This is a genomic window from Photobacterium sp. TY1-4 (genome assembly GCF_025398175.1).
Taxonomy (GTDB): Bacteria; Pseudomonadota; Gammaproteobacteria; order Enterobacterales; family Vibrionaceae; genus Photobacterium.
On sequence record NZ_CP099735.1, the window covers coordinates 492,576 to 518,460 of the forward strand.

The 25,885-nt window shown below is 53.0% G+C and carries 27 protein-coding genes; 10 read left to right on the top strand and 17 right to left on the bottom strand.

Features of this window, described 5'->3' with window-relative positions; genetic code table 11:
* The first annotated feature begins 186 nt into the window (after positions 1–186).
* The 4 genes from NH461_RS18875 to NH461_RS18890 all read left to right on the top strand — a co-directional run bounded on the left by NH461_RS18875 (position 187) and on the right by NH461_RS18890 (position 2,813).
* Positions 187–732 (top strand): hypothetical protein, encoded by a 546-nt coding sequence (locus NH461_RS18875; RefSeq protein ID WP_261604147.1) that lies wholly within the window; start codon positions 187–189, stop codon positions 730–732.
* A 41-nt stretch (positions 733–773) separates the two neighbouring features.
* Positions 774–1,136, top strand: a complete 363-nt coding sequence (locus NH461_RS18880; protein WP_261604148.1) for a putative quinol monooxygenase — start codon at positions 774–776, stop codon at positions 1,134–1,136.
* A gap of 172 nt (positions 1,137–1,308) precedes the next feature.
* The gene (locus NH461_RS18885) at positions 1,309–2,052 is read left to right on the top strand and encodes an SDR family NAD(P)-dependent oxidoreductase (protein WP_261604149.1); all 744 of its coding nucleotides are present in this window, start codon (positions 1,309–1,311) and stop codon (positions 2,050–2,052) included.
* A 104-nt stretch (positions 2,053–2,156) separates the two neighbouring features.
* Positions 2,157–2,813, top strand: a complete 657-nt coding sequence (locus NH461_RS18890; RefSeq protein ID WP_261604150.1) for a DJ-1/PfpI family protein — start codon at positions 2,157–2,159, stop codon at positions 2,811–2,813.
* Positions 2,814–2,867: 54 nt separating this feature from the next.
* Here NH461_RS18890 and NH461_RS18895 read toward each other — a convergent pair whose 3' ends face one another.
* From NH461_RS18895 to NH461_RS18910, 4 genes are all read right to left on the bottom strand, one after another.
* Entirely contained in the window at positions 2,868–3,212 is a 345-nt protein-coding gene (locus NH461_RS18895; RefSeq protein WP_261604151.1) for a DUF1840 domain-containing protein, read from the bottom strand.
* A 65-nt stretch (positions 3,213–3,277) separates the two neighbouring features.
* The gene (locus NH461_RS18900) at positions 3,278–3,847 is read right to left on the bottom strand and encodes a rhomboid family intramembrane serine protease (protein WP_261604152.1); all 570 of its coding nucleotides are present in this window, start codon (positions 3,845–3,847) and stop codon (positions 3,278–3,280) included.
* A gap of 116 nt (positions 3,848–3,963) precedes the next feature.
* Positions 3,964–4,770 carry a crotonase/enoyl-CoA hydratase family protein gene (locus NH461_RS18905; protein ID WP_261604153.1) on the bottom strand — a complete coding sequence of 269 codons (807 nt, stop codon included), beginning with the start codon at positions 4,768–4,770 and terminating at the stop codon, positions 3,964–3,966.
* Between the two features lie 124 nt (positions 4,771–4,894).
* The gene (locus NH461_RS18910) at positions 4,895–5,290 is read right to left on the bottom strand and encodes a DUF2391 family protein (protein ID WP_261604154.1); all 396 of its coding nucleotides are present in this window, start codon (positions 5,288–5,290) and stop codon (positions 4,895–4,897) included.
* A 106-nt stretch (positions 5,291–5,396) separates the two neighbouring features.
* On the opposite strand from NH461_RS18910, the gene NH461_RS18915 reads away from it, so the two are divergent.
* Together NH461_RS18915 and NH461_RS18920 are read left to right on the top strand one after the other, a co-directional pair.
* Positions 5,397–5,609: a hypothetical protein gene (locus NH461_RS18915; protein WP_261604155.1), complete on the top strand. Its 213-nt coding sequence runs from the start codon at positions 5,397–5,399 to the stop codon at positions 5,607–5,609.
* Between the two features lie 195 nt (positions 5,610–5,804).
* Positions 5,805–6,917, top strand: a complete 1,113-nt coding sequence (locus tag NH461_RS18920; RefSeq protein ID WP_261604156.1) for an LbtU family siderophore porin — start codon at positions 5,805–5,807, stop codon at positions 6,915–6,917.
* A gap of 113 nt (positions 6,918–7,030) precedes the next feature.
* Here NH461_RS18920 and arsB read toward each other — a convergent pair whose 3' ends face one another.
* Together arsB and NH461_RS18930 are read right to left on the bottom strand one after the other, a co-directional pair.
* Complete coding sequence (arsB, locus tag NH461_RS18925; RefSeq protein WP_261604157.1) at positions 7,031–8,050, bottom strand: ACR3 family arsenite efflux transporter; 1,020 nt, start codon at positions 8,048–8,050, stop codon at positions 7,031–7,033.
* A gap of 134 nt (positions 8,051–8,184) precedes the next feature.
* Positions 8,185–8,493 (bottom strand): ArsR/SmtB family transcription factor, encoded by a 309-nt coding sequence (locus NH461_RS18930; protein WP_261604158.1) that lies wholly within the window; start codon positions 8,491–8,493, stop codon positions 8,185–8,187.
* A 142-nt stretch (positions 8,494–8,635) separates the two neighbouring features.
* Between NH461_RS18930 and NH461_RS18935 the strand changes: the two genes are divergently transcribed.
* On the top strand, positions 8,636–9,151 hold the full coding sequence (locus NH461_RS18935) for a DUF4136 domain-containing protein (protein ID WP_261604159.1): 516 nt from the start codon (positions 8,636–8,638) through the stop codon (positions 9,149–9,151).
* A 155-nt stretch (positions 9,152–9,306) separates the two neighbouring features.
* Here the strand turns inward: NH461_RS18935 and aroG are convergent, their stop codons facing one another.
* The 5 genes from aroG to NH461_RS18960 all read right to left on the bottom strand — a co-directional run bounded on the left by aroG (position 9,307) and on the right by NH461_RS18960 (position 14,483).
* Positions 9,307–10,362, bottom strand: a complete 1,056-nt coding sequence (gene aroG / locus NH461_RS18940; RefSeq protein WP_261604160.1) for a 3-deoxy-7-phosphoheptulonate synthase AroG — start codon at positions 10,360–10,362, stop codon at positions 9,307–9,309.
* Between the two features lie 270 nt (positions 10,363–10,632).
* Positions 10,633–12,111, bottom strand: a complete 1,479-nt coding sequence (locus tag NH461_RS18945) for a cobyric acid synthase (RefSeq protein ID WP_261604161.1) — start codon at positions 12,109–12,111, stop codon at positions 10,633–10,635.
* Between the two features lie 137 nt (positions 12,112–12,248).
* Complete coding sequence (locus NH461_RS18950) at positions 12,249–12,881, bottom strand: histidine phosphatase family protein (protein WP_261604162.1); 633 nt, start codon at positions 12,879–12,881, stop codon at positions 12,249–12,251.
* Positions 12,882–13,054: 173 nt separating this feature from the next.
* Positions 13,055–13,588 carry a bifunctional adenosylcobinamide kinase/adenosylcobinamide-phosphate guanylyltransferase gene (gene cobU / locus NH461_RS18955; RefSeq protein ID WP_261604163.1) on the bottom strand — a complete coding sequence of 178 codons (534 nt, stop codon included), beginning with the start codon at positions 13,586–13,588 and terminating at the stop codon, positions 13,055–13,057.
* A 307-nt stretch (positions 13,589–13,895) separates the two neighbouring features.
* Entirely contained in the window at positions 13,896–14,483 is a 588-nt protein-coding gene (locus NH461_RS18960; RefSeq protein WP_261604164.1) for a TetR/AcrR family transcriptional regulator, read from the bottom strand.
* Between the two features lie 136 nt (positions 14,484–14,619).
* Here NH461_RS18960 and NH461_RS18965 point away from each other — a divergent pair, with 136 nt between their 5' ends.
* Positions 14,620–15,663: an alkene reductase gene (locus NH461_RS18965; RefSeq protein ID WP_261604165.1), complete on the top strand. Its 1,044-nt coding sequence runs from the start codon at positions 14,620–14,622 to the stop codon at positions 15,661–15,663.
* A gap of 132 nt (positions 15,664–15,795) precedes the next feature.
* On the opposite strand, the gene ileS is transcribed toward NH461_RS18965, so the two are convergent.
* Positions 15,796–19,011 (bottom strand): isoleucine--tRNA ligase, encoded by a 3,216-nt coding sequence (ileS, locus tag NH461_RS18970; protein WP_261604166.1) that lies wholly within the window; start codon positions 19,009–19,011, stop codon positions 15,796–15,798.
* A gap of 312 nt (positions 19,012–19,323) precedes the next feature.
* On the opposite strand from ileS, the gene NH461_RS18975 reads away from it, so the two are divergent.
* The gene (locus NH461_RS18975; protein ID WP_261604167.1) at positions 19,324–19,689 is read left to right on the top strand and encodes a YgiW/YdeI family stress tolerance OB fold protein; all 366 of its coding nucleotides are present in this window, start codon (positions 19,324–19,326) and stop codon (positions 19,687–19,689) included.
* Between the two features lie 154 nt (positions 19,690–19,843).
* Positions 19,844–20,659, top strand: a complete 816-nt coding sequence (locus NH461_RS18980; RefSeq protein WP_261604168.1) for an alpha/beta fold hydrolase — start codon at positions 19,844–19,846, stop codon at positions 20,657–20,659.
* A gap of 55 nt (positions 20,660–20,714) precedes the next feature.
* Here NH461_RS18980 and NH461_RS18985 read toward each other — a convergent pair whose 3' ends face one another.
* The 5 genes from NH461_RS18985 to NH461_RS19005 all read right to left on the bottom strand — a co-directional run bounded on the left by NH461_RS18985 (position 20,715) and on the right by NH461_RS19005 (position 25,865).
* On the bottom strand, positions 20,715–21,530 hold the full coding sequence (locus tag NH461_RS18985) for an alpha/beta fold hydrolase (protein WP_261604169.1): 816 nt from the start codon (positions 21,528–21,530) through the stop codon (positions 20,715–20,717).
* A gap of 168 nt (positions 21,531–21,698) precedes the next feature.
* Positions 21,699–23,057, bottom strand: coding sequence for an MATE family efflux transporter (locus NH461_RS18990; RefSeq protein ID WP_410000132.1), 1,359 nt, complete (start codon positions 23,055–23,057; stop codon positions 21,699–21,701).
* 152 nt (positions 23,058–23,209) lie between these two features.
* On the bottom strand, positions 23,210–23,788 hold the full coding sequence (locus NH461_RS18995) for a nucleoside triphosphate pyrophosphohydrolase family protein (protein ID WP_261604171.1): 579 nt from the start codon (positions 23,786–23,788) through the stop codon (positions 23,210–23,212).
* A gap of 156 nt (positions 23,789–23,944) precedes the next feature.
* Entirely contained in the window at positions 23,945–24,301 is a 357-nt protein-coding gene (locus NH461_RS19000) for a YibL family ribosome-associated protein (protein ID WP_261604172.1), read from the bottom strand.
* A gap of 184 nt (positions 24,302–24,485) precedes the next feature.
* A complete protein-coding gene (locus tag NH461_RS19005) occupies positions 24,486–25,865 on the bottom strand; it encodes a multicopper oxidase family protein (RefSeq protein ID WP_261604587.1) in 1,380 nt (459 codons plus the stop codon).
* Positions 25,866–25,885: the final 20 nt, after the last annotated feature.

Below are 25,885 nucleotides of genomic sequence, written 5' to 3' on the forward strand. Positions count from 1 at the left end.
TTTCAGTCACCAGCGATGGCGAGGGCTCCGAAAGTCCCAGAGGGTGACGTTGCTCGACTTCTTCCGCGAAAACGCGTATCAAGTCAATGATGTGTCATTGAATTGTTCAATTTCGCATAGCTTTGCTATAACGACTTTTGGCATAATCGCTTTCAATGGCTCTTAAATAAGTACAACAATCTTTTCATGAATGTAAAAAAACCGACGAAACTGCTGTGTTGTGCGGCGCTGTTTGCAGCTGCCGGATATAGCTCAGCTGTCACTGCCGCGAATTTCCCATATAACTACTTTGAGGTGCGTGTACCCCTCAGCCCCGGGGGAATTGGCGCGGCCATGAGCCAGCAGTTCCACCAAAATGCCCATGTGATCGTGGAAGCAGAAAGCCATTTCGATGACGACTGGGTGATCGGTGGCGGATTCGGCTTCAATGCCCCGGTCAACCAATTCACCGATATCACTGGCCAGGTGAAACTCCTGTCAATCAAGAACGAAGACAACGATAAAGCGCTGGGCCGGGTGTCATCAGAACTCAATTTAGGTCTGTCAGCCTGGATCCTGCCCTATCTTGAAACCGGCGGCAAAGTTGGGGTCATCTCAGCCCATGACGATTTATCGCTGATGTCTCTCTATGCCCGTTTTCATACCAGTGATGCCTTCTCAATGGGTGTAGAATGGCGGATCACCGGGATTGAAAATCACATCCTGGCATTTTCTGTCCGCTATCCTTTTTAGGACGCGCAGTCACAAGATAAAACACGATAAGGATATCGACCATGTCAAAAAAAGTATATTGCATCGCCCAATTTCAGCCGAAACCCGGACGCGAACAGGCGTTGTTCCGCGCATTACAGGCGCTTGAACCCAATACCCTGCGGGAAGATGGCTGCCTGCAATACATTGTCACCCGCCACGTTACCAGCCCATTCGCTGAAGGTGAATCTTATCCGATCGCCTTCAATGAAATTTGGTCGGATATGGCCGCGTTCGAAGCCCACTGCCAACGCAAAGAAATCCAAACATTTTTTGCCGAGCACTGCGAGGCAGAAACCGGAACCGCAGAAAAGTGGAACGTTTGTATCTACACCGACGAGCCGCAGCACTACGACGCGCCCGATCTGTCACCCAAAATTGCATAACGCCAATCTCTCATCGCTTCAGGCATGATGACGGTCTTTCGACAGCCGTCATGCCGTAATGCCGGCAACTCAGCTACTCAGCTACTCAGCTACTCAGCTACTCAGCTATGCTGGAAAAGCGACTCAAAGCTCAGCGTCATCATAATGAAAGTTCAAGGAGGAACAACAACGCATGACAAGAAAAGTTGCACTGGTTACCGGTGGCAGCAAGGGTATTGGCCTTGCACTCGTACACCGTTGGGTGCAAGCCGGTCACCAAGTGATCACCTGTGCCCGGGACGCCGCGTACTGGCAGACGGTTGTAGACAGGTATCCACACCTCAGCACCGTTGATTTCAAAGCGGTCAACCTCGCTCAACCAGACCAGACCCAAGCGATGTTTGAAGCAATCCGAGCGGACTATGGCCGACTGGATATTGCCGTCAATAATGCCTCCCCGAAGTTACAATCCGGGGGGACATTCGCCCAAGTGGCGCCGGACGATCTGTTCCAGACACTGATTGATGATCTATGGGCCCCTGCCCGCTGCCTGCAACATGAGCTGAACCTGATGTCATCCGGCGGTGCCATCGTCAATGTAAGCTCGATTAACGGCTTGCGGCCGACCCCGAGTGCCGCGATGTACAGCGCTGCCAAACACGGGCTGGAAGGCCTGACACACTCGGTTGCCTTGGAAGCGATACAATCAGGCATTCGCATCAATTCTGTCGCGCCGGGCGTTACCTGGACTCCGCGTTGGGAGCAAAAACAACACGACACGCCGACCATCCGCGAGGATGTCGAGAAGCTGGTTCCTGCCGGGCGGTTCGCTGAGCCTGACGAAATTGCCGAAACCATTGAGTGGCTGTGCAGCGATCGCAGTCGCTACATCGTCGGCCACACGTTAGTGATCGATGGCGGGCTGTCTCTGAAATAAAACCAAATGTAGTAAATCACGGGTCATTCGCTGTGCTGCGATCCCGCCTTCAACGGATGAGCACTATGCTTTCAAGAGTGTACGTAGACTATTGACCAGGCGTTATGACAGAAAGCAGAACGACAGATAGCGAATCGACCCGGGTTTCACGCCCCTTCACCGTGACCGCCCTGCTATATGAGCAGTTCGACCTGCTGGAAGTCAGCGGGCCGCTGGAAATGTTCGGCCTGCTGCCGGAGCAATTTACAATCCGGATATTTTCCATGGTTGGCGAACCGGTGACCAGCATGCAGGGTCCCACACTGTGTCCGGATTGCCATATGGCCGATCAATTTCAGAGCGATATCCTGCTGATCCCAGGCGGCAGCGGCTGCGAATCCGCATTGGAGAATGTTGTGTTGATTGACTGGCTGAAACAACAGTGCCAGCACACAACCTATGTTTGTGCCGTTGGTACCGGTGCCGCCCTGGCTGCCCGAGCAGGCCTCCTGAATGGAAAATCGGCCACAACGAATAAACAGCACTATCGCTGGGTGACCGGCATTGCCCCTGAAGTGAACTGGTTTCCGGTTGCCCGCTGGACCATCGACGGCACCATCTGCACGGCGTCCGGCCGGGCCGCAGGCATGGACCTGTCCCTGGCGCTGATTGCCCACCTGATTAATGAAGAAACCGCCCGAAAAACCGCCGCGAACGCCGAATATCTCTGGGTCAATGATCCCAGTGACGATCCTTTTGCCCCATTACACATCGTCCAGTAACAGAATGATCGGCCAATGACAGAATAGTTAAATAGTTAAAACGCTTTACCGGTGCTATTCCCACATCACAAAGCACTGCGCTTGTTGTGCCGCTTCCAGCATTGCCACCAACGGCAAAGCGCGGGTCGCCATGCTGATCACCGGTTCGACATCCTGCTCATCCAGATCATCCCCGGCTGCAACATCAGAACTTGGCCCGTCTTCTGCCTGTCCCGCCTGCTCCAACTCATGGATTCGATCAATATAGCGCCGCAAATGCACCAAAGCTTCCGGGACCTGCTCCGCTTCAATCACTCCGGGTATATTTTCACACTGCCCCATCATTTTCAGCATTTGTTTGGCAACATCACCAAACATCACGACATTCCCACTCGCTTTACAATGAAACGTCACCAACATACCGACTCCTGTTGAATTCGTAGTATTGTTCAAGAAACCCAGTCACCCCACTACCTCACAGCCACTCAGGTAAACTGATCCCGGACTTTATCCCGCCGTGCATAATAATAACCGGCGATGGCACCGGCAAACGCACCAAAGAAGTGGCTTTCGTAACTCACCCAGGCATGGGCCGGAATAAATCCCCAGACCATCGACCCGTAGAGAAACATCACAATCAACGCAATCGCGATTGATTTTAAACTGCGATACATAATGGCGTAGATCAGCAGATAGGTCCAAAGGCCATAAATGATCCCGCTCAACCCGATGTGATAATGCATCCGACCGAACAGCCAGACGCCCAGGCCACTGCCAATCCAACTCACCAGGAAAATGGCCATGAAGCGGGCCAGGCCGGAGCGGGACAACAAGTAACCGAGCACGGCAAATGAAGCCAGATTACTCAGCAGATGCCCCCACGAACCATGCAAAAACGGAAAAGTGATGATACCGGTAAAATGGCTGAAGTGGCGTGGCAGTAACCCATACTCATTGAGTTGCCCCTGGAGCAGCACATTGATGATATGAACTGCCAGGGTAAACAGGCAGACAAACCCAATGGCTTTGATTGCATCGATATCACTCTGCCGCATCGCAGCTCCTCACCCGGACGATTTACTTTCAAGTATATAGCGGTCAGGCATTCTGTTCACGAGACGACGGTGAGATCGTGTACACGTGTCTCATCGTTCGGCGACAGCCAGCAGTCTCACCAGAACAATTGACGCGGGCGGTATTGTTCATCCTGTCGGGTGCGCTGCCGTTTACCGGCAATTCGGAAATTTCGGCCCAGCAATAGCCGGATCTGGCTGAAGGTTTCACCCGCCAGCAACCGACGTTCACCCGCCAGCCAATACCGGTTGGTCGTCCGCTTAATCGCGGCCAGCGCGTCGGGTGACGCTTGCTGAAGTTGCTGACAGAATGCCTGAGCGGTTGCCATCGGCTGCTCGCTGACCTCTGTCACCAGCCCCAGCTGCTGCGCCGTTTGTCCGCACACAATCTCGCCGGTCATGGTCAGCTTCATCGCCACATCTTTCGACACCACTTCGCGGAGTGACAACAGGCCCGCCATATCCGGCACCAACCCCCAGCGGACCTCCATAATGGAGAGCTCACACGCAGGGGTGGCAATCCTAAAATCAGCACCGAGCGCAATTTGTAACCCGCCGCCGAAACACCGCCCTTCCAAGACAGCAATCACCGGCACCGGGATCCGTCGCCAGTTGCGCGAGACCCGTTGTACCAGATTTGCATTCCCCGGCAGAATTTTAGTCAGTAACCGCAACGCTTTTTTCGGAGAGGTGGCCACGCTGTTGATATCTAAGCCACTGCTGAACGTACCGCCGCTACCCGTCAGGATCACTGCCCGGATATCCCGCCGTTTTCGAAGTTGTGAACTGACAGTATCCAACTCATGAAACATCGCCATATCCAGCGCATTCAGTTTGTCCGGTCGATTCAAAGCGACGGTAACAATCCCTTGTGCTTCCGTCACCGCAATTCTGGTCCATGCCATGTCTTATTCCTTTAATCTGGTCTGTCCAGTTAACATTAACACAAGTTCAACAAATCACCAGCGAGCTCGACAACAAAACGGCTGCTAACCAGTGCGAAAAACCAAGAGAAAACAACCCGCCACGTTACTCTTTATCAAAACTGTCCACCACGATTGCGCCCATAGAAGCAGGCATGGTGATCAGGACAATCCGCTTGAATGAAAGCAACGGCTCTGACAACAAGGGCAATTTATCGAGTGCCAGGAGTACCAGGCAGACAACGAAAGCGGTGATCAGGTAGGCCACGACAATTCGGAAGACAAAAACCGGCAGACGTCGACGAATATCGGCTTGAAACACGCTCTCGTAAGCAAAGAACCCCAGAAAGAAAACAGACAGAATAAACACCATCAGCAAATTCTGCATCGGTAATGTTTCTCCCAAACGCCAGGCTTCTTCCGAGAAAGAAATAGGAACCGCCAAAGCAAACGCCCCGACAAAGACCTGGCTTGCATCCTCCAGGTTGAAACTGAACTTCATTTTGACCTCTTTCTGCGATGAGTTGCCGCCGAATGTCTTAGCAATAACACACCTGATGCACAAGGCTCCACTACAATGAGAATATATCAATCTGCGAGCTGTTCAGATGGCAGAACGAATCTTGATCGCCGACACCAAAACTATTCTTGATGCATTCATCGAAAATGGCTTACACCATGACTACGCCATTTATTGCCAATTCCCGCATTGTGATAAAACGGTGATTGAACTTCACCACCACCATCCTCGCTCGGTTGAATTCAACGATGGTTATCAGCTGACCGCAGGCCTGGCGAGCTCAGCCACACATTCAAAATAACGCCGGTTTGCCTTGGAATAACCACTTATTACCCGGAAAGTCTCAATCTTGATAGACCTTGTCGAGACGAGTGCATGGTCCGGAACAACATGCTGTCCTAAACTAAGAAAAAACAATAATTAAAACAGATGTCACTTTTCCCGAACAACCAGTTGAGCGCCCCATTAAACAATGATTGTTATCAGGGACTGTGTTATGAAAGTGTCTATCACTGCCACACTCGTGGCGGCTTGTATGTTTACCAGTCTTTACGCAAATGCCGCTGAACTGAGTCCTACAGAACTTGAGCGCCGCATTAACGATCTGGAGCAGCAACTCGAGTCACAGGAACACGATGGCTATGGCTCCGCTCAAGAGAACAGCTGGGCGCAACAGATCAGTATCGGCGGAACACTGGAATTAGAAGCCAGTTTCCATCACCCTTACATCGGTGATGCGTCCACCGATCTGGTCCTCGCCACCGCAGAGCTGGGAATTGCTGCCGATATCAATGACTGGGTCAATGGTGAAATCATTTTCCTGTACGAGGAAGATGACACGCCGCTGGAAGTCGATGTCGCCACCCTGTATCTTTCACCGCCAGACGCCCCCTGGTATCTCATCGCAGGGCAGTTCTACCTGCCGTTTGGCGTCTATGACACCCAGATGATCTCCGGTACCCTGACTTCAGATGTTGGCGAAACCCGGGAAACCGCCTTCTTGGCTGGCATCGCCCAAAATAACTATTATGCCAGTGTATTTTTATTCAATGGCAGTAATAAAAAAGAAGGGAAAGAGCACCTGAATAACTGGGGTGTCCAACTGGGCTTAAACATGGAAACAGCCGACATTACATTCAATAGTGAGTTAAGTTACATCAACGACATTGGTGATTCGGATAATTTACAGGATGTCCTGAGCAGCCAGAACGTAAATGACTATACCGACGGCTGGAACTGGTTTGGCAAGGCTGAATCGGGCGCATGGACTTTGATTGGGGAATACACCGCAACACTGAGCGGATTTGAATCCAATGTGTTGACGTTTAATTTTGATGGCGCCAAACCCAGCGCCTGGAACCTGGAGCTGGGATATCATTTTTACCTCAACCAGTTTGAAACAACAGCTTCCTTTGGCTACCAGGGCACCCAAGAGTCGCTGCCTCTTGAACTCCCGGAACAGCGGCTGCTGGCAGCACTCTCTGTGAATGTCCTGGATAACACGGCTATATCCTTGGAGTGGGCCCGGGATCAAGACTATGAAATTGCCGAAGGCGGCACTGGTGAATCCGCGGATACGGTCACACTCCAGCTTGCGGCCGAATTTTAGCGCAGCTACGGACCAGTCGTTGCAAATCGGACATGATAAAACGCCAGCCTGAATACAGACTGGCGTTTAGACAGCGCTCTCCGGGCCACGTGTAGCGTAGCCTAACCGATTTTTTATGACGCGTTGACACCAAATTGCAGCTTGGTTCGGTTTGCATAAGCTACCAGCGACAACATCACCGGCACTTCCACCAATACCCCGACGACCGTGGCTAGCGCCGCCCCCGAGTGAACGCCGAACAAACTAATTGCGACGGCAACCGCCAGTTCGAAGAAGTTTGACGCGCCAATCATACTTCCCGGCGCTGCCACACAATGAGGCTGTTGCCATTTTTTCATCCAGAAATAGGCAATCGCAAAGATCACATAAGTTTGGATCAACAGCGGGATCGCAATCAGCACGATATCGACCGGATTGTCCAGAATCGTCTGCGCCTGAAAGCCAAACAGCAAAATCACAGTACCCACCAGGCCGAAAACCGATAGCGGCTTCATGGTTGCTGAGATCTTGTCCAGTTGCTCGGCACTGCGGACCATCCGACGCGTCAGCACGCCCGCCACCAGCGGGACCACCACAAACATACTCACGGACAGCAGCAGCGTATCCCATGGGACGGTCACTTCCGTCACTCCCAGCAGAAACGCCGCGATTGGCGCAAATGCCACCACCATAATTAAGTCATTCACCGCCACCTGAGCCAGCGTGTAATTGGCATCCCCTTTAGTCAACTGACTCCAGACAAACACCATCGCCGTACAGGGTGCCACACCCAGCAGGATCATCCCGGCAATGTACTCTTCCGCTAAGGAGGCCGAAATCCAGTCACCAAACACATGACGCATAAACACCATTGCCAGCAAGGCCATGGTAAATGGCTTAATCAGCCAGTTCACCACCAGGGTGATCACCAGCCCTTTGGGGCGCCGGCGAATATCCGCGACCGCTTGAAAGTCGATCTGCATCATCATCGGATAAATCATCAACCAGATCAGCACCGCAATCACCAGATTGATCTGCGCGTATTGCAGCTCACCGAGAAATGTAAACAACTCAGGCAGCACCGATCCCCCAGCCAAGCCGGCAATCATCCCCAGCCCGACCCAAACACTCAAAAAGCGCTCAAAAATACCCATATTCACACCATGAAACACAGCGGTTTATCCCGCGGTTGATTTTGACATAGTTAATCGTCGATTCACGATTAACAAGCGAGTAAAAGTCCACGACATGTGACCCGTATGACACTGTTATAAGCTAAATGTCGCCGTTATAAATAAGATAACAACGCCCGAAACTCTTCCAGCTGCTGCTGGTTGACGGTAAAACAAGTCCGTGGCGGCTGTACATCTGCCGTCACAAACCCGGCTGTTTTCAGGATCCGCAAATGCTCAGAGACTGTCGACTGCGCCAGCCCCAACTCCCCCACTAAATCGCTGTTCAGACAGCCCTGCTGACGGGTCAGGATCCGTAAAATTCGAACCCGTGCCGGATGAGCAAGTGCCTTGGCCGCCGCTGCCAGCGCCTGTTCTTTATGCTCATCAATCTCAATGTTCGCTAATCCGGTGATGCATCCCATCACTTGCCACCTTTTCGTTAATCGTCGAATAACGATGATAGAAATAAATCCGAAAACTGTCAACGGGATCCCTTTCCAGGCGGACAGAAAGGATTCAGTCTGGGTTGCTATACTAGAGGAAGAATTTCACGAGGTTTCCATTATGATCCCGCTCCTTCGTCTGCTGTTCCTGACTGTTGTGTTAGCCGGCTGTAGCGCACCGGTGACGACGGACTACGACGCCCAAATCAATTACACCCAGTTTAAAACCTATCAATTTGCACCGGGACAAAGTCACTCGGCATTAAGCCTGGACGATTCCCGGGTTGAAGAAGCTATTTCCGTTCAACTACACAGTAAAGGACTCAACCCGGGTGAAAATGCCGATCTCACCGTGAAGCACTACATTCAGCAACAGTCTGATTTTCAATCTTACGGGACTTCCGTCGGGTTTGGATACGGCTACCGGCATGTGGGGGTCGCGTACAGCACTCCGGTACGCTACCGCGAGTATACCTACGGGAAATTAATTGTTGAGCTGATCGACAACCAAAGCAATAAAGTGGTCTGGCGCGCCGTCTCGCAACGCAAGCTCACCGAAAGTATGACCCCGTCATCGCGGGAAGCCTTTATTGATGAGCAAGTGTTTGAAATGTTCAAAAACTATCCACCGAGCTGATGTAAACGAGGCTCAGACTCTGACCGCCCTCCGAGAGGCCGTCGTCGTTCATCACCCGAGTCATACATATCACTCAAACAGGAAAGCCAGGCAAATGCCTGGCTTTCTTTGATCGACAACAATGGATGTCTGTAACGCTTACAGGGTTCTTCCATTTACTGAGCTGTGCGGCGCTTCGCCACATCAGCAGCCAGTTGGCGCAAGACTTTGGCGGTATCTTCCCAGCCGATGCAGGCATCAGTGATACTCTGGCCATAGGTCGCGGTTTGGCCATCCACAATGTCCTGTCGCCCTTCAACCAGATGACTTTCAATCATGACCCCAAAGATCGCCTGATTCCCGCCGGCAATTTGCTCACCGACATCTTCAGCCACCAGCATCTGGCGCTGGAACTGCTTCAGGCTGTTGGCATGGCTGAAATCAATCATCACTTTCTGGCGCAGCCCGGCTTTTTCAAGCTGATCGGTGATGGCCGTAACGTGTTCAGCACTGTAGTTCGGCGCTTTCCCGCCACGCAGAATGATATGGCAATCTTCATTTCCGGCCGTCGAGACAATGGCCGAGTGCCCGTACTTGGTGACAGACAAAAAGTGGTGCGGTGCACTGGCGGAGCCAATCGCATCAGTCGCGATCTTAATGTTACCGTCGGTCCCATTTTTAAACCCAACCGGACAAGACAAGCCGGAGGCCAGTTCACGGTGAACCTGAGATTCCGTGGTCCGGGCCCCAATCGCACCCCAGCTGATCAGATCGCCCATATATTGCGGGGTGATCATATCGAGAAACTCACCTGCCGTCGGCACGCCCATGTCGGTCAGATCCAGCAACAGCTTGCGGCCGATCCGCAACCCGTCATTGAGCTGAAAGCTGCCGTCCATGTACGGGTCGTTAATCAGGCCTTTCCAGCCCACGGTCGTGCGTGGTTTTTCAAAGTAAACCCGCATAACCACTTCAAGCTCGCCCTTCAACTCTTCACGCAGCGCTTTCAAGCGCTCACCGTATTCCAGTGCCGCTTTCGGATCATGGATCGAGCAAGGGCCGACGATGACAAGCAGGCGATCATCTTCATCATTCAGAATGTTGTGAATCGCCTGTCTGGCCTGAAACACGGTTTCAGAAGCGACTTCGGTTGCCGGATACTTTTCCAGTATCGCGACAGGGGGCAACAATTCTTTAATTTCGCGAATGCGTACGTCATCAGTTTTATGCATATCTTTACTTCCCGTATTGCTCATACCTGTCAACATGTAAATAAAAGTATACGAACTTTGTTGACAGTAAATTCCACTTCCAGTTGACTTTAACTTATCGTCTTATCCTGACATGTGCAATCAGTATTTGAAAATAAATTACAATCAAGGAGATAGCCTAAAAATCGAGCGTTACAAGCACATCCAGACCGGAAGGCGGGCAAGAAAAAAGCGGCTCCGTCACCGAAAGCCGCTTTTATCACGATTTAAACGTAGCTCCCTCATCAGGGATTACTTGGCGAACTTTTCCTGCCACTGGGGCCATAACCTGGCTAAATCCATGTGTTGTTCAATCGTATCCGCCAAACGGTCGATATGCTGCTCCCGCAACGCATCAAAGTCCGGGGTCTGTGTCGCCGCCAGACCAGCCCAGGCCAGCATCGCATCACACGCTTCACGCTGCTCAAAAATACCGTGCAGGTAAGTGCCGAACACCTGATCATCAACCGCGATTTGCCCGTCCGGACCGTCGGTCAATTGCACCGGAGCATCCGACCGGACGCCTTGCGTCACCCCGGCATGGATCTCATAACCACGCACGGGCACCGGTTGCTGATCCGGCATCGTCAGCTCTCCCCAGGTCTGTTTCAGTTGTTTATGCGGGGCCAGCACGGTCGTTGTTTGCAAGTAGCCAAGCCCCTGACTTTCACCGGCCTCGCCTTCAATCCCATTGGGATCAGCAATCGACTCGCCCAGCATCTGATAGCCACCACAAATTCCCATCAATTTGCCGCCAAGGCGAACATGGCGGGCAATTTGCTGATCCCAGCCTTGCTCGCGTAAGAAGGCCAGATCACTACGCACACTTTTGGAGCCCGGAATAATGATCAGATCAGCAGGCGGCAATGGCTCACCTTTGCCGACAAATTGCAGATCGACCTGTGGGTGCATCCGCAAAGGATCGAAATCGGTATGGTTACTTACCCGGGTCAGCACCGGAACCACGACTTTCAGCTGTTGTGCCGCCGGCGCCACCTGCTGAACGTTAATCGCATCTTCCGCTTCCAGCATCAGACCATGCAGGTATGGCAGCACCCCGAGCACCGGTTTGCCGGTTTTCTCTTCTAACCAGTCCAGACCGGATTCCAGCAGTTTGATATCCCCCCGGAACCGGTTGATGACAAATCCAATCACCCGGTTTTGCTCTGATTCAGACAGTAAAGCCAGCGTACCGTATAAGTGGGCAAAAACCCCGCCACGGTCGATATCTGCCACGATAATGACCGGAACATCTGCCTCTTCGGCAAACCCCATATTCGCTACATCGTTCTCGCGCAGGTTGATTTCAGCCGGGCTGCCCGCCCCTTCGATCACCACGGTCTGGTATTGGGATTGCAACTGCCGGAATGAGTCCATCACCGGCCCCATGACGACTTTCTTGTAACCGTGGTAACCCACCGCATCCATATCCGCCAGGGCTTTGCCCTGCACGATGACCTGGGCGCCGATATCCGTGTTCGGCTTGAGCAGAACCGGATTCATATGAACCGTCGGCTCAATGCCGCAAGCCTGCGCCTGCACCGCCTGTGCCCGACCAATCTCGCCGCCATCATGAGTCACGGCACTATTCAGTGCCATGTTTTGCGACTTAAACGGCGCAACCCGGATCCCCTTTCGCGCCAGCACCCGGCACAGCCCGGCTACCAGCACACTTTTCCCGGCATCCGATGTTGTCCCCTGGACCATCAGTGCTTGCGTCGTTAACTGCATGTTTTTATTCTCACTTTTTAATTATTCTGTATTACGACAACACGGACTTACGCTGTGTAGATACTGACCGTAGAACCGCACGAGTACATATGACTCGGCGGCAGCGATCACCAGGCGTTATCCTGTCACGAATAGATTTACCAGGATTCATATTGCTGCTGGGTCGGCCACTGAATCTGTGGCCAGGACTGACCGTCCTGATCATGAAACACCGTGACCCGGTAACGTGCTGCATAAGGCAAATCCAGCCGCTGCAAGTACAAGGCGTTTTCCGGCATTTCCAACAGGATACGAAGCAACTGCTTCATCACCCCGGCATGGGTCACCAGCAACAGCCGTTTGCCTCGATGCTGTTTCAGCAGCAATTGCCAGGCCCCCTGGATCCGGGCATCGAACGCTTGCAGGGTTTCTCCGCCATGCGGCGTGCTTTGCCAAGGATCTTGCCAGTACTGCGTCAGCACCTCCCCGTGTGATTGCCAGAGCTGATCCCGGCTTTCGCCATCCCAATGGCCAAAGTTCATCTCTTTCCACACATCCAGCTGCTCAATCGGCAGCGCATGCTGATCAGCAAACTGCACGGCAAAGTCACAGCAGCGTTTCAGCGGCGAGGATAACACCTGCTCAACATCCGCCAACCCGTCCACAGCCGCCGCCATTTGTTTCAGTCCGGCGCCTGTGATCGGAAAATCCGTATGACCGCGCAAGCAGCCATCGCCTTCCGGTAAACCATGGCGCAAAATATCAATTCGGGTGGTTGATGTCTGACTCATGTTGTTCTCCTTATACCAATCTTATTCAGTAAATGACCTACTTTTTCGTGAGAGAAAATGACCAAATGCAAGGCAGAAATTTCCGTAACTAGTGGTTCTAATTACAAAATTTCCAACGCAGCAGTTGGGAATTTTAGCCACTAAAAATGGTCAGATATTGATTGAGATTGGTATTACCATGCAGGTCCTTTGAGCACTTGGGGGATCCCGGCAGTGACAAATACCACGCGCTCGGCCTGGCGCGCGATGGCCTGATGCAACCAGCCGCTTTCATCAACAAAACGCCGGGAGAGCTCGCCCATTGGCACGATTCCCTGACCCACCTCATTACTGACCAGAATAATACGGCCTTCGGCGTGCAACAGTGCAGTTAAAAAATCATCTTTATGCTGCTGCCAGTGCTCATGGGTCGCTTCTTCACCGCAAAGGCAGTTGGTGAGCCATAACGTCAAACAATCGATCAGCAGGCAAGTGCCCTTCCGACTATAGCGTTGCACCACACCCGCCAGATCCTCCGGCTCTTCCACAACTTGCCAGGCTGCTGGGCGCTGGATCTGATGTCTGGCAATACGCTCAGCCATTTCTTCATCACCGGCCGTTGCGGTCGCCACATAGATCACGTCCAGACCAGAGGCCGCGGCAAGCTGCTCTGCCAGGTTACTTTTGCCCGAACGCGCACCGCCTAAGATCAGTTCGGTCCCTTTCAAATCAGATTCCACGTCTCACCGTTATTCATCAATTCAAAATGTATCACCCTGCATTGTAAGGGAGCGCAGACACGCCCTCAATGGTCAACAGGCCATGCCGACCCGGGGATCGGTGATGAAACAGGCAAAACATCAGGAAATGAATCAAAGCGCGACATGTCCGCAAACGGTGAAAACAACGGTTTTGGAAAGTCAGGCCAGGATGATGAGGTCAGTTCATGGGGTCAGTTCATGGGGTCATTCATTTGCAGGTGATCCATCCGCAGGTCTTCCAGCTGCGGATGATGATTTCAAGAGTTTAGAGGGTTTAGAGGTCGCAATAACGAATCGCATTCAATAGCTGGGTCGCCAGCCGGTGCAATGCCCCTTTGGGCGGATGAGTATGAGAGAAGGTCCGGATACCGTAGATCCCCATCACCAGGAACTGGGCCAGTGCTTCACAGTCTTTGTCTGCGGGTATCTCTTGTTGTTGCTGGGCCAGAAGCAATTTTTCGGTGATCCCCTGCTGCCATTGATTCAACATTTCGCTAATCACGGCTTCCACTTCGTCATCTTGCTGGGAGAGCTCGCTCAATGCCTTTTGCAACAGACAATCTTTGATATCTTCCCGCTCGCACTCCTCGACGATATGATCCAGATAGCGCGCCAGAGCAGCCATCACGGATGGTGACGCCTCAAAGAAAGCTGTGAATTCCACCTGGCGCTCTTCGCGATAGTGCTCCAGAGCAGCCAGCAACAAACCTCGCTTATTATCAAAGGCGCAATAGATCGATCCGGGATGCAGCCCAGTTGCGGTCTTCAAATCCTTCATACTGGTTTTGCTGTAACCCTTGGCTATAAAAGCATCCATCGCCGCCCGAAGAACATACTCTCGGTCAAATTCTGCACTGCGCATAAGCTATCTCTGGTACTTAACAATGATTCCGTACAGATTGTATGGCATTTTGAATGCCTGTTCAAAAATATTTCTTGAACAAGAATTCAAGTAAAGCTATCTTGAATGGGCATTCAAGATATAAGGAACAAGCACCATGACCGATAATTTATTTCAGTCTTATGCGCTCAACGACACACTGACGCTAAACAACCGGATTCTAATGGCGCCACTCACGCGCTGTATGGCCGATGACAATCTGGTCCCGACAGACGCAATGGTCGAATACTACGCACGGCGTGCTGAATCCGGGCTGATCATTTCTGAAGCGACCATCATTCGCCCGGACGGTCAGGGCTATCCGAACACCCCGGGGCTTTATACCCCCGAGCAAATTGCGGGCTGGCGCAAAGTCACGGACGCCGTACACGCCAAAGGCGGCAAGATCTTTGCCCAACTATGGCATACCGGCCGCGTCGCCCATCCGTACTTCTTTGGCGAAGAGTTTGTTCTGGCCCCATCTGCCGTGAAGGTTGAGGGCACCGTACCGCGGATGCGGGAGCTCAGCTATATCGAGCCGAAACCTGCCAGCCATGAAGAGATTGAACAACTGATCGCGGACTACAGCCAGGCGGCTGCCAATGCGATCGATGCCGGATTTGACGGGGTTGAGATCCACGGCGCGAACGGCTACCTGATTGATCAGTTCCTGCATTACAGCAGCAACCAGCGGGATGATGAATTCGGCGGCACACCGGAAAATATGGCACGCTTCCCACTGGCTGTGGTTGACGCTATTGCTGAACGTATCGGTGAAGATCGCACCGCACTGCGGATTTCCCCGGGAGCCTACTTTAACATTGAAACCGATGCCCGCGATCGCCAGGTGTTTGATTATTTCCTGGCACAACTGGCGCAGCGCAACCTGGCTTTCCTGCACATCGGAATTTTCGACGATAGCATGGTCTTTGATTATCTGGACGGCACCGCATCGGCCTATACCCGTGCCCGTTACAGCAAAACGCTGGTAGGTGTCGGCAGCTATACCGCTGAAACCGGCAGTGAAGCCATCGCCGAAGATCGCTTTGATTTGCTGGCGATCGGGCGTCCGTTTATCGCCAACCCGGACTACGTGCAGCGAGTTAAAACCGGCCAACCACTGGTTGAATATTCTGATGCGATGCTGGCCGAGCTCGTCTGATCGGCCCATGACAAACGCCAACGCATAAAAAACCGGAAGCCTTGGCTTCCGGTTTTCATGTGCAAATGGATAGCGAAACGTGGCTCACGCTTCCCTCAACCCGTCCTGTCACGATCCCTGTTAGATCCTCAGTTACTCAGTTCTGTCACCTAACACCTGAGCCGAAATCGCAACCTGGCCGTGTTCAGTTTTGAACGACACGGATTGTGCATCCGGCGACTCACTGAAAATCAGCTCCTGAGTCAGGGTTTCTGCCGTCAGATAATCCTGATGACGCTTCACCCATCCCGCGAGTTGTGCTGGCGCATGCAAGGACACCCGGATCCGATCGTCCACGTTGAACTGAGATTGTTTCCGTAGTTTCTGGATCCGGCTGACGACTTCACGCACCGCGCCTTCTGCGATCAATGCTTCCGTCAGTTCGGGATCGACATCCAGCGAGATAAAGCGATTGGAAACGGCATGGGTTCCCGGCTTGGCCTGACGATACAAGACGATCTCCTGATCGGTAAACGTCTGCCCCCCCAGTTCAATGCTTCCCTGCTCCTGCAACTGCTCCAGCTGCGCGTCGGTCAGCGCTTCAATCAAGCGGGTATATTGCTTCATCGCTTTGCCCAGCCGTTTGCCGAGCACCGGAAAGTTCGGTTTGGCATAGAAATCAATGTAAGCCGCTTCTTCTTCACTAAAATCGACCTGCTTCACGTTCAGCTCACTCTGGATATAACGCGAAAGCTGTTGAACATCGGCCAACACGTCTGCTTTCTTGTGTAGCACCGTGACCCGGCTCAGGGGCGTTTTCACTTTGATTTTCAGATCATTCCGCTTCTGTCGACCCATCGCTACCAGATGTTGCAGGCGAGTCACTGACGCTTCCAATGCAGGTTTGGTCAAAGCCGGTTCTGCTTGTGGATACTCGCACAAATGGACCGACAGTGGTGCATCCGTCTCACTGCGAAACGCATTGAGCCCCTGATACAAATGCTCGGACAGGAACGGCGCAAAAGGAGCCATCAGCTTGCCAAAAGTGTCCAAACAGCGGAACAAGGTGCTGTAAGCCTGCACTTTATCGCGGCTCACCCCGGCATCCCAGAAGCGTGAACGATTCAGACGGATATACCAGTTGGTCAGTTGTTCGATGAATTCAAACAGTGCCGGGACCACATTGTACAAGTGGTATTGCTGCATCTCGTCATTCACCGTCTGGGTCAGGGTCTGCAAGCGAGACAGGATCCATTGATCCAAAATGTTCTCGCTGTCCTGCGCAGACTCACACCATTGCCAGCCGTCCAGCTCGGCATACGTGGCAAAGAACTTGTAGCCATTGAGCCACGGCAGCAAGACCCGACGCACCATTTCCTGCACTCCGGCATCGGTAAAGCGCTGCTCTTCTGCTTTCACCAGACCGGAGTTGATCAGATACAGACGCAGCGCATCGGCGCCATAAGTCTCCATCAGAATATCCGGCGCGGTGTAGTTTTTCAGCCGCTTCGACATTTTCTTGCCGTCTTCGGCCATCACGATGCCATTGACGATGACGTTTTTAAACGCCGGTTGGCCGAACAGGCACTGACTCAGGACCTGAAGCGTATAAAACCAGCCCCGGGTCTGATCGACCCCTTCGGCAATGAAAGCAGCCGGGAAATTCGATTCAAACTGTGCTTTGTTCTCAAACGGATAATGCACCTGCGCGTACGGCATCGAACCGGATTCAAACCAACAGTCCAGTACTTCATCAATCCGGCGATAGACGCCGGGCTCACCTTCTACCGTGAACGTCAGTTCATCTACATGGTCTCGGTGAAGATCTTCCACCAGCACACCAGTATAACGTTGCAATTCTTCACGCGAGCCAATACAGCGCTGCTGCCCGGTTTCGTCGTTGATCCAGACCGGGATCGGTGTGCCCCAGTAGCGATTGCGCGACACGGCCCAGTCTTTCGCGCCTTCAAGCCATTTCCCCATCCGACCTTGCTGCAAATGATCCGGCACCCAATTAATTTGGTTATTATTCGCCACCAGCGCGTCACGCATTTGTTCAACCCGGATATACCACGACGGCACCGTCCGGTAGATGATCGGCGTATCGGAGCGCGGGCAAAACGGATAGCTGTGGACCAGCGTTTCCTGACGATAGAGTTGTTGGCGTGACTTCAGCGCCTGAAGGATCAACTTATCGGCATCCTTCACATACAGCCCCTGATAATCCGGCACGACCTCCATAAACCGACCCCGCTCATCCAGCGGACAAGGTGACGCGGTCACACCATGGGCTTTCGCCACCCGCTGATCGTCTTCCCCGAATGCCGGTGCCATATGCACAATCCCAGTTCCGCTGTCGGTCGAGACAAAATCATCCGCCAGGACCTGAAATGCCCCTTCTTGTGCCATGTCGGCAAAATAGTCAAACAGTGGTTGATAACGTTTTCCGGCCAGCTGGCTGCCCAGGCAACGTTCGGTGACTTCGACATCGCGATGGTGGCACACCGCCTCCTGACGTGACTCGGCGACCCAGAATGTAACCCCGGCCTCACGATCGCGGACTTTGACATAAGTGATGTCGCCGCCGACACACAGCGCCATATTGGACGGCAGCGTCCAGGGGGTCGTCGTCCAAGCCGCCAGATACACGTCTTCATCGGCGAGTTTGAACAGCACGGTGGCCGCCGGATCCTGTACATCTTTATAGTTGGAGCTGGCCTCGAAGTTCGACAGCACAGTAGAAAGCTCAGTGGAAAACGGCACCACTTTTTCCCCCTGATAGACGAGTCCCTTGTCCCACAGCTGCTGGAAGACCCACCACACCGACTCCATATACCAGGGCTCCATGGTGCGGTAATCATTCTCAAAATCGACCCAACGCCCCAGCCGGGTGATGGTTTTCTCCCACTCGCGAGTGTAACGCTGCACAATGCCGCGACACTCATCGTTGTAGCGCGCAATCCCGAGACTCTCGACCGCTTCCTTAGCCGACATCCCCAAAGATTTATCAATTTCGTGCTCGATCGGCAGCCCGTGGCAGTCCCAACCAAAGCGGCGCTGCACATGGAAACCTTTCATGGTGAAGTAACGCGGGATCACATCTTTGATGGTGGACGCAACCAGGTGTCCGTGGTGCGGCAAGCCGGTCGCGAACGGGGGACCGTCGTAAAACACATAGTCAGGCTTGTCCTGCGTTTGCCGGAGTGATTGGTGAAACACCTGATTTTTTTGCCAGAACTCAAGCACGGCGTGCTCTGCATCAACAAAAGAAAATGACTGGTTATCGGTCTGATTCGCCTGAACCGCCTGAGCGGTCGATTTGTCACTCACATCATTTGCGCTGACTGGATTGTTTGGGGATGTACTCATCACTGCCTCATTCAGTTGGGCCCAAGATGCAGTGATGAAAAAACCCGCCTCTTGGGCGGGTTTTGAAATTCTGACAACAGCAACCCACCACTCCTATGGAATGATGATAATAATTCGCTGTTGATTAAATAATGTCTTCATGGTTTCAACCTAATCGCTATCCCTTCGGCTGTCAATCAAATATTCAATCCATTGACTAGTGCCAGGTGATAAGCCTGCTGGTGTCCCGGATGAACCCCGGATGAATCTATGCCTCACGTTTCATTCAGTTCACCTGTTATTTAATGGTCTCATCAACCCAAGGAGAACATCATGAAAAAGACCATTATCGCCCTGACCGCCGCCACTATCATGACCCCAGCACTAGTGCTGGCCGACCAGAATCATCGCACAACACTCACTTACGCCGGCCCAGTGGAAATCGTGACAGTTTCTGAGTTACTGCAAGATACCGGCCTATTGACCGAGCGAGATGCGATCGTTGAAGGCCGGTTGATCAAGCAGATCAATGCCGACACCTATCTCTTCAGCGACGCCACCGGCGAGATTCAGGTGGAAGTCGACGACCATGTTCAGCTCCCGCAAGCGATTAATGCCTCAACTCGGTTACGCCTGTTCGGTGAATATGAAGGCGGTCGGACGCCGGAAATCGAAGTCGACCACATTCAGGTGTTATAACATCCCCTGCCAGCGTACCGCCCCCGCCTTTCCGGCACGGGGCTGGTACCGTCCCGTATATACACTCAGTCACACATAAAACTGCTTCGTTGATTGTGCTAAACTTTTCCGGCTGCGTTCAATGTCGCATCGCCGTGAAAAGTTAAGGACCCCAATGTCAGATACCCTGTTGTTCCACAAAACATACCGTCATCCGTCCAGCCAGGACTGGGTTGTCTTTGTTCATGGTGCCGGCGGCAGCTCCTCCATCTGGTTCAAGCAGATCAAAGCCTACAAACAACATTTCAATCTACTGCTGCTGGATCTCCGCGGACACGGCAAATCCAACACCATGTTTCAGGACATGATGAAAAACCCGTATACCTTTAAAACGGTGACTCAGGATATTGTTCAGGTTCTCAATCATCACAAAATCCAATCGGCGCATTTTGTCGGGATCTCTTTGGGTACCATCATCATCCGCACCCTGGCCGAGCTGGCGCCGGATCGGGTTAAAAGCATGGTACTGGGTGGCGCTGTCACCCGGCTGAATACCCGCTCGCAGCTGCTGGTTCAGGCCGGAAATCTGTGCAAACACATCATTCCCTACATGTGGCTGTATCAGTTGTTTGCCTATGTGGTGATGCCGCAACGCACCCAAAAGGAGTCGCGCCTGTTGTTTGTGAGGGAAGCCCGCAAGCTGTGTCAAAAAGAGTTCAAACGCTGGTTCAAACTGGCGGCGGATGTGAATCCGTTGATGAAATACTTTAAGGAAAAAGAGCTGGCTATCCCAACCCTGTATCTGATGGGCGGTAATGACTATATGTTCATTAAGCCGGTCAAGGAGATGGTGAAGCGGCACAAGCACAGTCGCCTGACCGAATTAGAAAATTGCGGTCATGTCTGCAATGTCGAACGACCGGATGAGTTTAACCAACACTCGATTGCTTTTATTCAACAATATCAGGCACCTCAAGCGATGATCCGCTGAGGAGCCTGCTTTCACATGGCTTGGCCTAACCGGCGGCCACAGCAAAGGTTCAGGTTCAGCCGAGCGTTTCAGCCAAGAATTCCGTTAACCGGGCCGTCACCAAATCCGGCTGCTCCAGGTTACTGATGTGGCCCGCAGCCGGGATAATCGTGTACTGGCTGCCGTCAATGGCGTCGTGCATCAATTGGGATTCAAGTGGCGGACGCGGACCGTCTTCTGCACCAACCATCACCAAGGTCGGTAAGGTCAGTTGTTCGACGTCATCAAAGGTGTCACGACGACCAAAGACCATCCGGCCAATCGCCGCCATGTCCACCGCTTTCTGCCCTTTCAGTTCAGTCAGTTGCTGACGAAACTGTGCGAACAGCTCTGGATTGGTTTCCTGGACATTGCGCGAGAAGAACATCGGCGGGATCACATCCAGCAACGGCTCAGGCACAAATTGTAGTTCGTTGATGGTATCGAGCATGCCGAAATACTTATCCCGGGCGACTTCCGGCTCATAGCCGATAAAGGTATCCATCAGCACCAGCGACTGAACCCGCGCCGACGCTTTGAGGACCAGTTCCGTGCCCCACATCCCGCCGACGGAAAGCCCAATCACCGAAAATTTATCAATGTTGAGATGATCCATCAGCGCCAGAATGTCATCGGCATAGTCACGCAGGCTACGGGTTTTCTCCGGCGCAGCATCAGATAAACCGTGCGCCCAGAAGTCCGGCACGATACAACGGTAGCGCTGGCTCAGCGCTTCAACTTGCGGTGCCCACATGGCGCTGTCCCACAAGTAGCTATGGCCGAAGACCAATACCGACCCTTCCCCTTTGTCCACAAAATGCATGGTTTTATTGTCGATGGTAAATGTGCCCATGAACTCAAGATCCTATTTCTGAACGTTTTTTCAGCCCGAATGATACCAAGGAACGTCGCCGCTGTTGACTCTGGTATCGCCCAATTCTGATATTTTTCTCAACAAGTCCCGCCGATAGCATAGCGCCCGGCAAAACCGGGCGCAAAATTGATGGGAAAGCCGCACCGGTCAAACCGGCTCTTCAGCACAATACTTCGCACTCGCCTTGCGGATCCCCTGATGATACAGCACCCAGGCCGTCAACCCGGCGGCAATATTTCCCAGCATCGCACCCAAAAACAAGCCCTGGATCCCGGCTAATTGCGCGCCGAGCCAGAGCAGTGGCAAAAAGCACACAAACAACCGCAAGCCGGAAATAAGCAAGGCACGCATCGGCAACACCAAGGCGTTACAAATCGACACCATCAGCATGCAGACCCCAAGCGGCCCCAGGCTGATCGGAACCCAGGTCAGATGGATCGACAGAATGTCACTGACCGATGCTTCACTGGTCAGAAGTGCCGTCAGGACCGGTGACGTGAGCAACAAAATAGCGGCAATCACCAATTGCAAGATCAGGACAAATTTGACCGCCAACCCCACCAGCGCTTTGATCTTATCGATTTCTTTCGCGCCCAGCATGCGACCCACCATCGGCGGCATCGACATGGTCAGGGCCAGCACCACCACAATCGAGAAAAACTCCAGGCGCGAGCCCAATGCCCAAGCCGCAACCGTCGCAGCACCGAATCCGGCCACCAGTTTGGTCGCCAGCATCGACGACAATGGCGGCAGCAGTTGGCTCATCATCGCCGGTGCCATAATATGGACCAGCTCTTTCACCGAGTCACCGACAGCAAGTCCCTGCCACTGAAAGCTCATCCAGTGCCGTTTCAGCACCAACGGAAATACCACCAGCAAACCCACGCCAAACGCGGCAATCGTTGCCCAGGCCGCGCCGACCAGACCCATCTCCCAGTGGAAGATAAACAACGGATCAAGCACCATGTTCAGTACACTGGTCACCATCATCATGATGCCCGGCAGCATGGTATTGCCGTTCGCCCGGCATAAGCTGTAAGCGAAATAAAGCATGGCCCCGGTCCAGGCACTCATCAGCCAAACCGGCCAGTACTGGTCAACCACCGGAAACACATCCGCCGGCGCACTCAGCAGCGACAGGATCGGACCACGCAAAAGCCAGATCAGCACGCAAATCAGGAACACACTGAGCGCCCCAACCAGCACCACCAACCCGCCCAGCTGCTTGGCCCGGGTGGTGTCTTGCGCACCCAGCACTCTGGCGATTAAAGAGGTGGTCGCGATCCCCAGACCGACCTGAAGCCCGATGATGACCATTTGCATGGGCAGCGTGAAACCCTGAGCTGCCAGCGGTAATACACCGAGCTGCCCGATAAAGGCACTGTCGACCAGTTGGAAACTCATTAAGGAAAGCACCCCGAACAACATCGGCCACGTCATGCTGAATAACTGGCGGCCCAAGCCCGGGAAAGAATGTTCGGAATGATTAGAAATTGTAGAACCCATGAAACCTGATGGTTAAGAAAAATCAGGTTCGTAGTGTACGGACTTTTGTGAGCAAGCTAAAGCAAAGAAACGAAACTCAGCTGCGCTTGAGAGATACCGCAGCTGAGTTTGAACCGGCCCTGAACAGGGTAAAGCGTTACTGGGTTACTGGGTTACTGGGTGACCAGCTGTACCAGATTGGCCGGGCGATAATAGACCGACTTCAGCACTTTGCCCTGACGAATCACTTTACCGTCCAGGTCAACGTCTTTGGCACATTTGGCGATAATGTACTCGCCTTTTTTCGCAGCCATCAGCGCAACACCTTGCTTTGCATAGTGCGCTTCCGTATCAGCATATTCTTGCTCGTTCCGGCACACTTTGCTCATGTTGCTTGAGTGGACTTCATCCCAGCAAGCCACGAAGTCAAAGTTCAGACGTTGCGCAATTTGCAGCAACAGATCAATCAGGTAACTGATGCCGATGTTGTCTTCAACGCGCTTGTCACCCAGATGCACCAGACGTCCCATCAGTACATAAACTGAATCAACAATCGCATCCGCCTGCTCAACCAAAGAATCCGCTTCCGCCAGCTCTGTCATCTCCTCAACAGCCAGGGAGGTGTGCAACGTATCGGCCTGCGCATCCAGGCTGGAGGGGGTTTCGATATCCAGATCAAAAGTTGTTCGAAATTCGCGGATATCTTGGTACAGATGATCAAACAACGCTTGATCCAGAACTGCCAGCTTCATTCAATGATTCCTTGTTCACTACAGTGTTTGGACACAATACTCAGCGAATGAGCCACCGCGACGTAAAACGCTTGGGTGGTCAATGCTCAGTATCCAAAATAAAAAGCAGCGCCGGAAGTCTTGCCTCCGGCACTGCCTGACATTTTCGTTCGAAAATTAAAACGCTTTCGGTGCAAAACCTGTCACTTCCGACAGACCCATCTCGCGACCCAGCGCAGTCATTGGGTGAACCACCACCAGACCTTTCACCGATTTTTTCAGTTTCCCCATATCGGCCTGCTCGGCTTTGGTCAGGGCACGTTTAAACGGCAGAGACTTCACATCGGACCCTTGCTTCGACAGCTGGCGCTGTTGCTGATTTTTCACCTTGGTGAGTTTCTTGGTCAGCGTTTCGATTTCGTTACTTGCTAACGCAGCGATCGCCTCGTCGCCCCGCTCCTTTGCTCCAGCCCGCTTACGACGTAACTTGTCCAAACGGTTATTCATTCGCTGAAGCTCTTGCTTTAAATTCATGCGGCTACCTTCTCATTCGCATTTTCAGCCCGAGCGCGCTCCGCCGGGCTGACCGGCCGACAGTATATACCGGATACCACCGCTTTTCACGGTCCGTTCGAAAGGAACGTCATCAGATTCAGCATAAAGCCTGCAAATGCCGTGCTTTTCGCCAATCTGCGTTCGTATCCGACATCGACGCCAGCTAAACGACTTCAATATAGCCCATCAGGCCGGTTTTCATATGTTCAATCACATGACAGTGATACATCCAGCGACCCGGGTTATCGGCCACAAACGCCGCCTTGGCATGACCGTTTTTCCCTAGGAGCACCGTGTCCGTATGGAACGGTGTCACCGGCTTGCCATCCATTTCCAGCACGGTAAACGTATGGCCATGCAGGTGGATGGGATGGTGATACTGCGTAACGTTCTTCAGATCAAAAATATAGGTTTTCCCTCGTTTCAGGCTGGCCAGCGGTGCCGGGATATTCTCTTTGCTCATCCCTTCCCAGGCGCGCTTGTTCATCAACCAGAATTTCGGCATCGATTTACCGTCATTGCTCGCCGGGGTAACCGCGCCTTCCCATTCAAACACGAAGTGCAGTTCTTCGGCATTGGCCAGATCCGGCGCCGGGATCGGGTTCAGCGGTAACGCTGGAACCGGTTTTCCCGGTTGAAGTGCGGATGACACCGATCGGAAGTTCGCCATCGGGAACGCAAACCGCCCTTTCATCTGGACCACCTGGAACTGCTGTCCTGCCGCCGGGGCTTCAATGGCCAGGTCAAGGCGCATTCCGGGCGCAATTTTGTGCTGCGCCAACTTCATCGGCTCACGAATCGGGTTGCCGTCAATCGCAATGATCCAGGCTTGGGCCCCTTCAACCGCGATTGGATAAGTGATGGTGTTATCCACGTTCGCCAGTCGAAGACGGGTCATGGCATGTTGTGGCAGCTCATAAGTCGGCTCATGTTTGCCATTCACGGTTCCCCACTCGCCCGGCGTCCCCATTCGGGCACTCAGTCTTGGTACCATCAGCTTTTTCCAGCGCCCCTGCTCATCCAGGTGCCAGTGCTTGAGCAGCATCACCTGCTCGGCGTCAAACTGAACCGGTCGGGCTTCTTCGACCACAATCGCGCCGACCAGGCCCATCCCCAGCTGAACCACACTATTCATATGCGGGTGATACCAGAAGGTTCCGGCATCCGGCGGCGTGAATTCATAAACAAAGGTTTCACCCGGCATGATCGGCGGCTGACTGAGAAACGGGACGCCATCCATTTCAATCGGGATCCGCAACCCGTGCCAGTGAATCGTCGTCGGCTCATTCAGTTTATTGGTAAAACGAATGGTGACCTTTTCCCCCTGACGACAACGGATCGTCGGGGCCGGGATTTGTCCGCTGAACCCCAGCACATCGGTCTGATACCCGGGCACCAGCTCCGACGTCGTCGGCTCCGCGGTAATATCATAGAAATACCCGTCTTTTGTCTCGCGGGCCGAATTTAACGTACAGGCCGGCAAAACCATGGCACCAGCAATAGCAGTTGATAACTTTAAAAAATCGCGACGACTTACATCCATCATGCTTATCCTTTGACTTA

What these genes read in the sequence shown, in the direction of transcription:
- NH461_RS18875 (WP_261604147.1), top strand. Translation starts at nt 187, where the DNA reads ATGAATGTAAAAAAACCGACGAAACTGCTGTGTTGTGCGGCGCTGTTT.
- NH461_RS18880 (WP_261604148.1), top strand. Translation starts at nt 774, where the DNA reads ATGTCAAAAAAAGTATATTGCATCGCCCAATTTCAGCCGAAACCCGGA.
- NH461_RS18885 (WP_261604149.1), top strand. Translation starts at nt 1,309, where the DNA reads ATGACAAGAAAAGTTGCACTGGTTACCGGTGGCAGCAAGGGTATTGGC.
- NH461_RS18890 (WP_261604150.1), top strand. Translation starts at nt 2,157, where the DNA reads ATGACAGAAAGCAGAACGACAGATAGCGAATCGACCCGGGTTTCACGC.
- NH461_RS18895 (WP_261604151.1), bottom strand. Translation starts at nt 3,212, where the DNA reads ATGTTGGTGACGTTTCATTGTAAAGCGAGTGGGAATGTCGTGATGTTT.
- NH461_RS18900 (WP_261604152.1), bottom strand. Translation starts at nt 3,847, where the DNA reads ATGCGGCAGAGTGATATCGATGCAATCAAAGCCATTGGGTTTGTCTGC.
- NH461_RS18905 (WP_261604153.1), bottom strand. Translation starts at nt 4,770, where the DNA reads ATGGCATGGACCAGAATTGCGGTGACGGAAGCACAAGGGATTGTTACC.
- NH461_RS18910 (WP_261604154.1), bottom strand. Translation starts at nt 5,290, where the DNA reads ATGAAGTTCAGTTTCAACCTGGAGGATGCAAGCCAGGTCTTTGTCGGG.
- NH461_RS18915 (WP_261604155.1), top strand. Translation starts at nt 5,397, where the DNA reads ATGGCAGAACGAATCTTGATCGCCGACACCAAAACTATTCTTGATGCA.
- NH461_RS18920 (WP_261604156.1), top strand. Translation starts at nt 5,805, where the DNA reads ATGAAAGTGTCTATCACTGCCACACTCGTGGCGGCTTGTATGTTTACC.
- arsB (WP_261604157.1), bottom strand. Translation starts at nt 8,050, where the DNA reads ATGGGTATTTTTGAGCGCTTTTTGAGTGTTTGGGTCGGGCTGGGGATG.
- NH461_RS18930 (WP_261604158.1), bottom strand. Translation starts at nt 8,493, where the DNA reads ATGGGATGCATCACCGGATTAGCGAACATTGAGATTGATGAGCATAAA.
- NH461_RS18935 (WP_261604159.1), top strand. Translation starts at nt 8,636, where the DNA reads ATGATCCCGCTCCTTCGTCTGCTGTTCCTGACTGTTGTGTTAGCCGGC.
- aroG (WP_261604160.1), bottom strand. Translation starts at nt 10,362, where the DNA reads ATGCATAAAACTGATGACGTACGCATTCGCGAAATTAAAGAATTGTTG.
- NH461_RS18945 (WP_261604161.1), bottom strand. Translation starts at nt 12,111, where the DNA reads ATGCAGTTAACGACGCAAGCACTGATGGTCCAGGGGACAACATCGGAT.
- NH461_RS18950 (WP_261604162.1), bottom strand. Translation starts at nt 12,881, where the DNA reads ATGAGTCAGACATCAACCACCCGAATTGATATTTTGCGCCATGGTTTA.
- NH461_RS18960 (WP_261604164.1), bottom strand. Translation starts at nt 14,483, where the DNA reads ATGCGCAGTGCAGAATTTGACCGAGAGTATGTTCTTCGGGCGGCGATG.
- NH461_RS18965 (WP_261604165.1), top strand. Translation starts at nt 14,620, where the DNA reads ATGACCGATAATTTATTTCAGTCTTATGCGCTCAACGACACACTGACG.
- ileS (WP_261604166.1), bottom strand. Translation starts at nt 19,011, where the DNA reads ATGAGTACATCCCCAAACAATCCAGTCAGCGCAAATGATGTGAGTGAC.
- NH461_RS18975 (WP_261604167.1), top strand. Translation starts at nt 19,324, where the DNA reads ATGAAAAAGACCATTATCGCCCTGACCGCCGCCACTATCATGACCCCA.
- NH461_RS18980 (WP_261604168.1), top strand. Translation starts at nt 19,844, where the DNA reads ATGTCAGATACCCTGTTGTTCCACAAAACATACCGTCATCCGTCCAGC.
- NH461_RS18985 (WP_261604169.1), bottom strand. Translation starts at nt 21,530, where the DNA reads ATGGGCACATTTACCATCGACAATAAAACCATGCATTTTGTGGACAAA.
- NH461_RS18990 (WP_410000132.1), bottom strand. Translation starts at nt 23,057, where the DNA reads ATGGGTTCTACAATTTCTAATCATTCCGAACATTCTTTCCCGGGCTTG.
- NH461_RS18995 (WP_261604171.1), bottom strand. Translation starts at nt 23,788, where the DNA reads ATGAAGCTGGCAGTTCTGGATCAAGCGTTGTTTGATCATCTGTACCAA.
- NH461_RS19000 (WP_261604172.1), bottom strand. Translation starts at nt 24,301, where the DNA reads ATGAATTTAAAGCAAGAGCTTCAGCGAATGAATAACCGTTTGGACAAG.
- NH461_RS19005 (WP_261604587.1), bottom strand. Translation starts at nt 25,865, where the DNA reads ATGGATGTAAGTCGTCGCGATTTTTTAAAGTTATCAACTGCTATTGCT.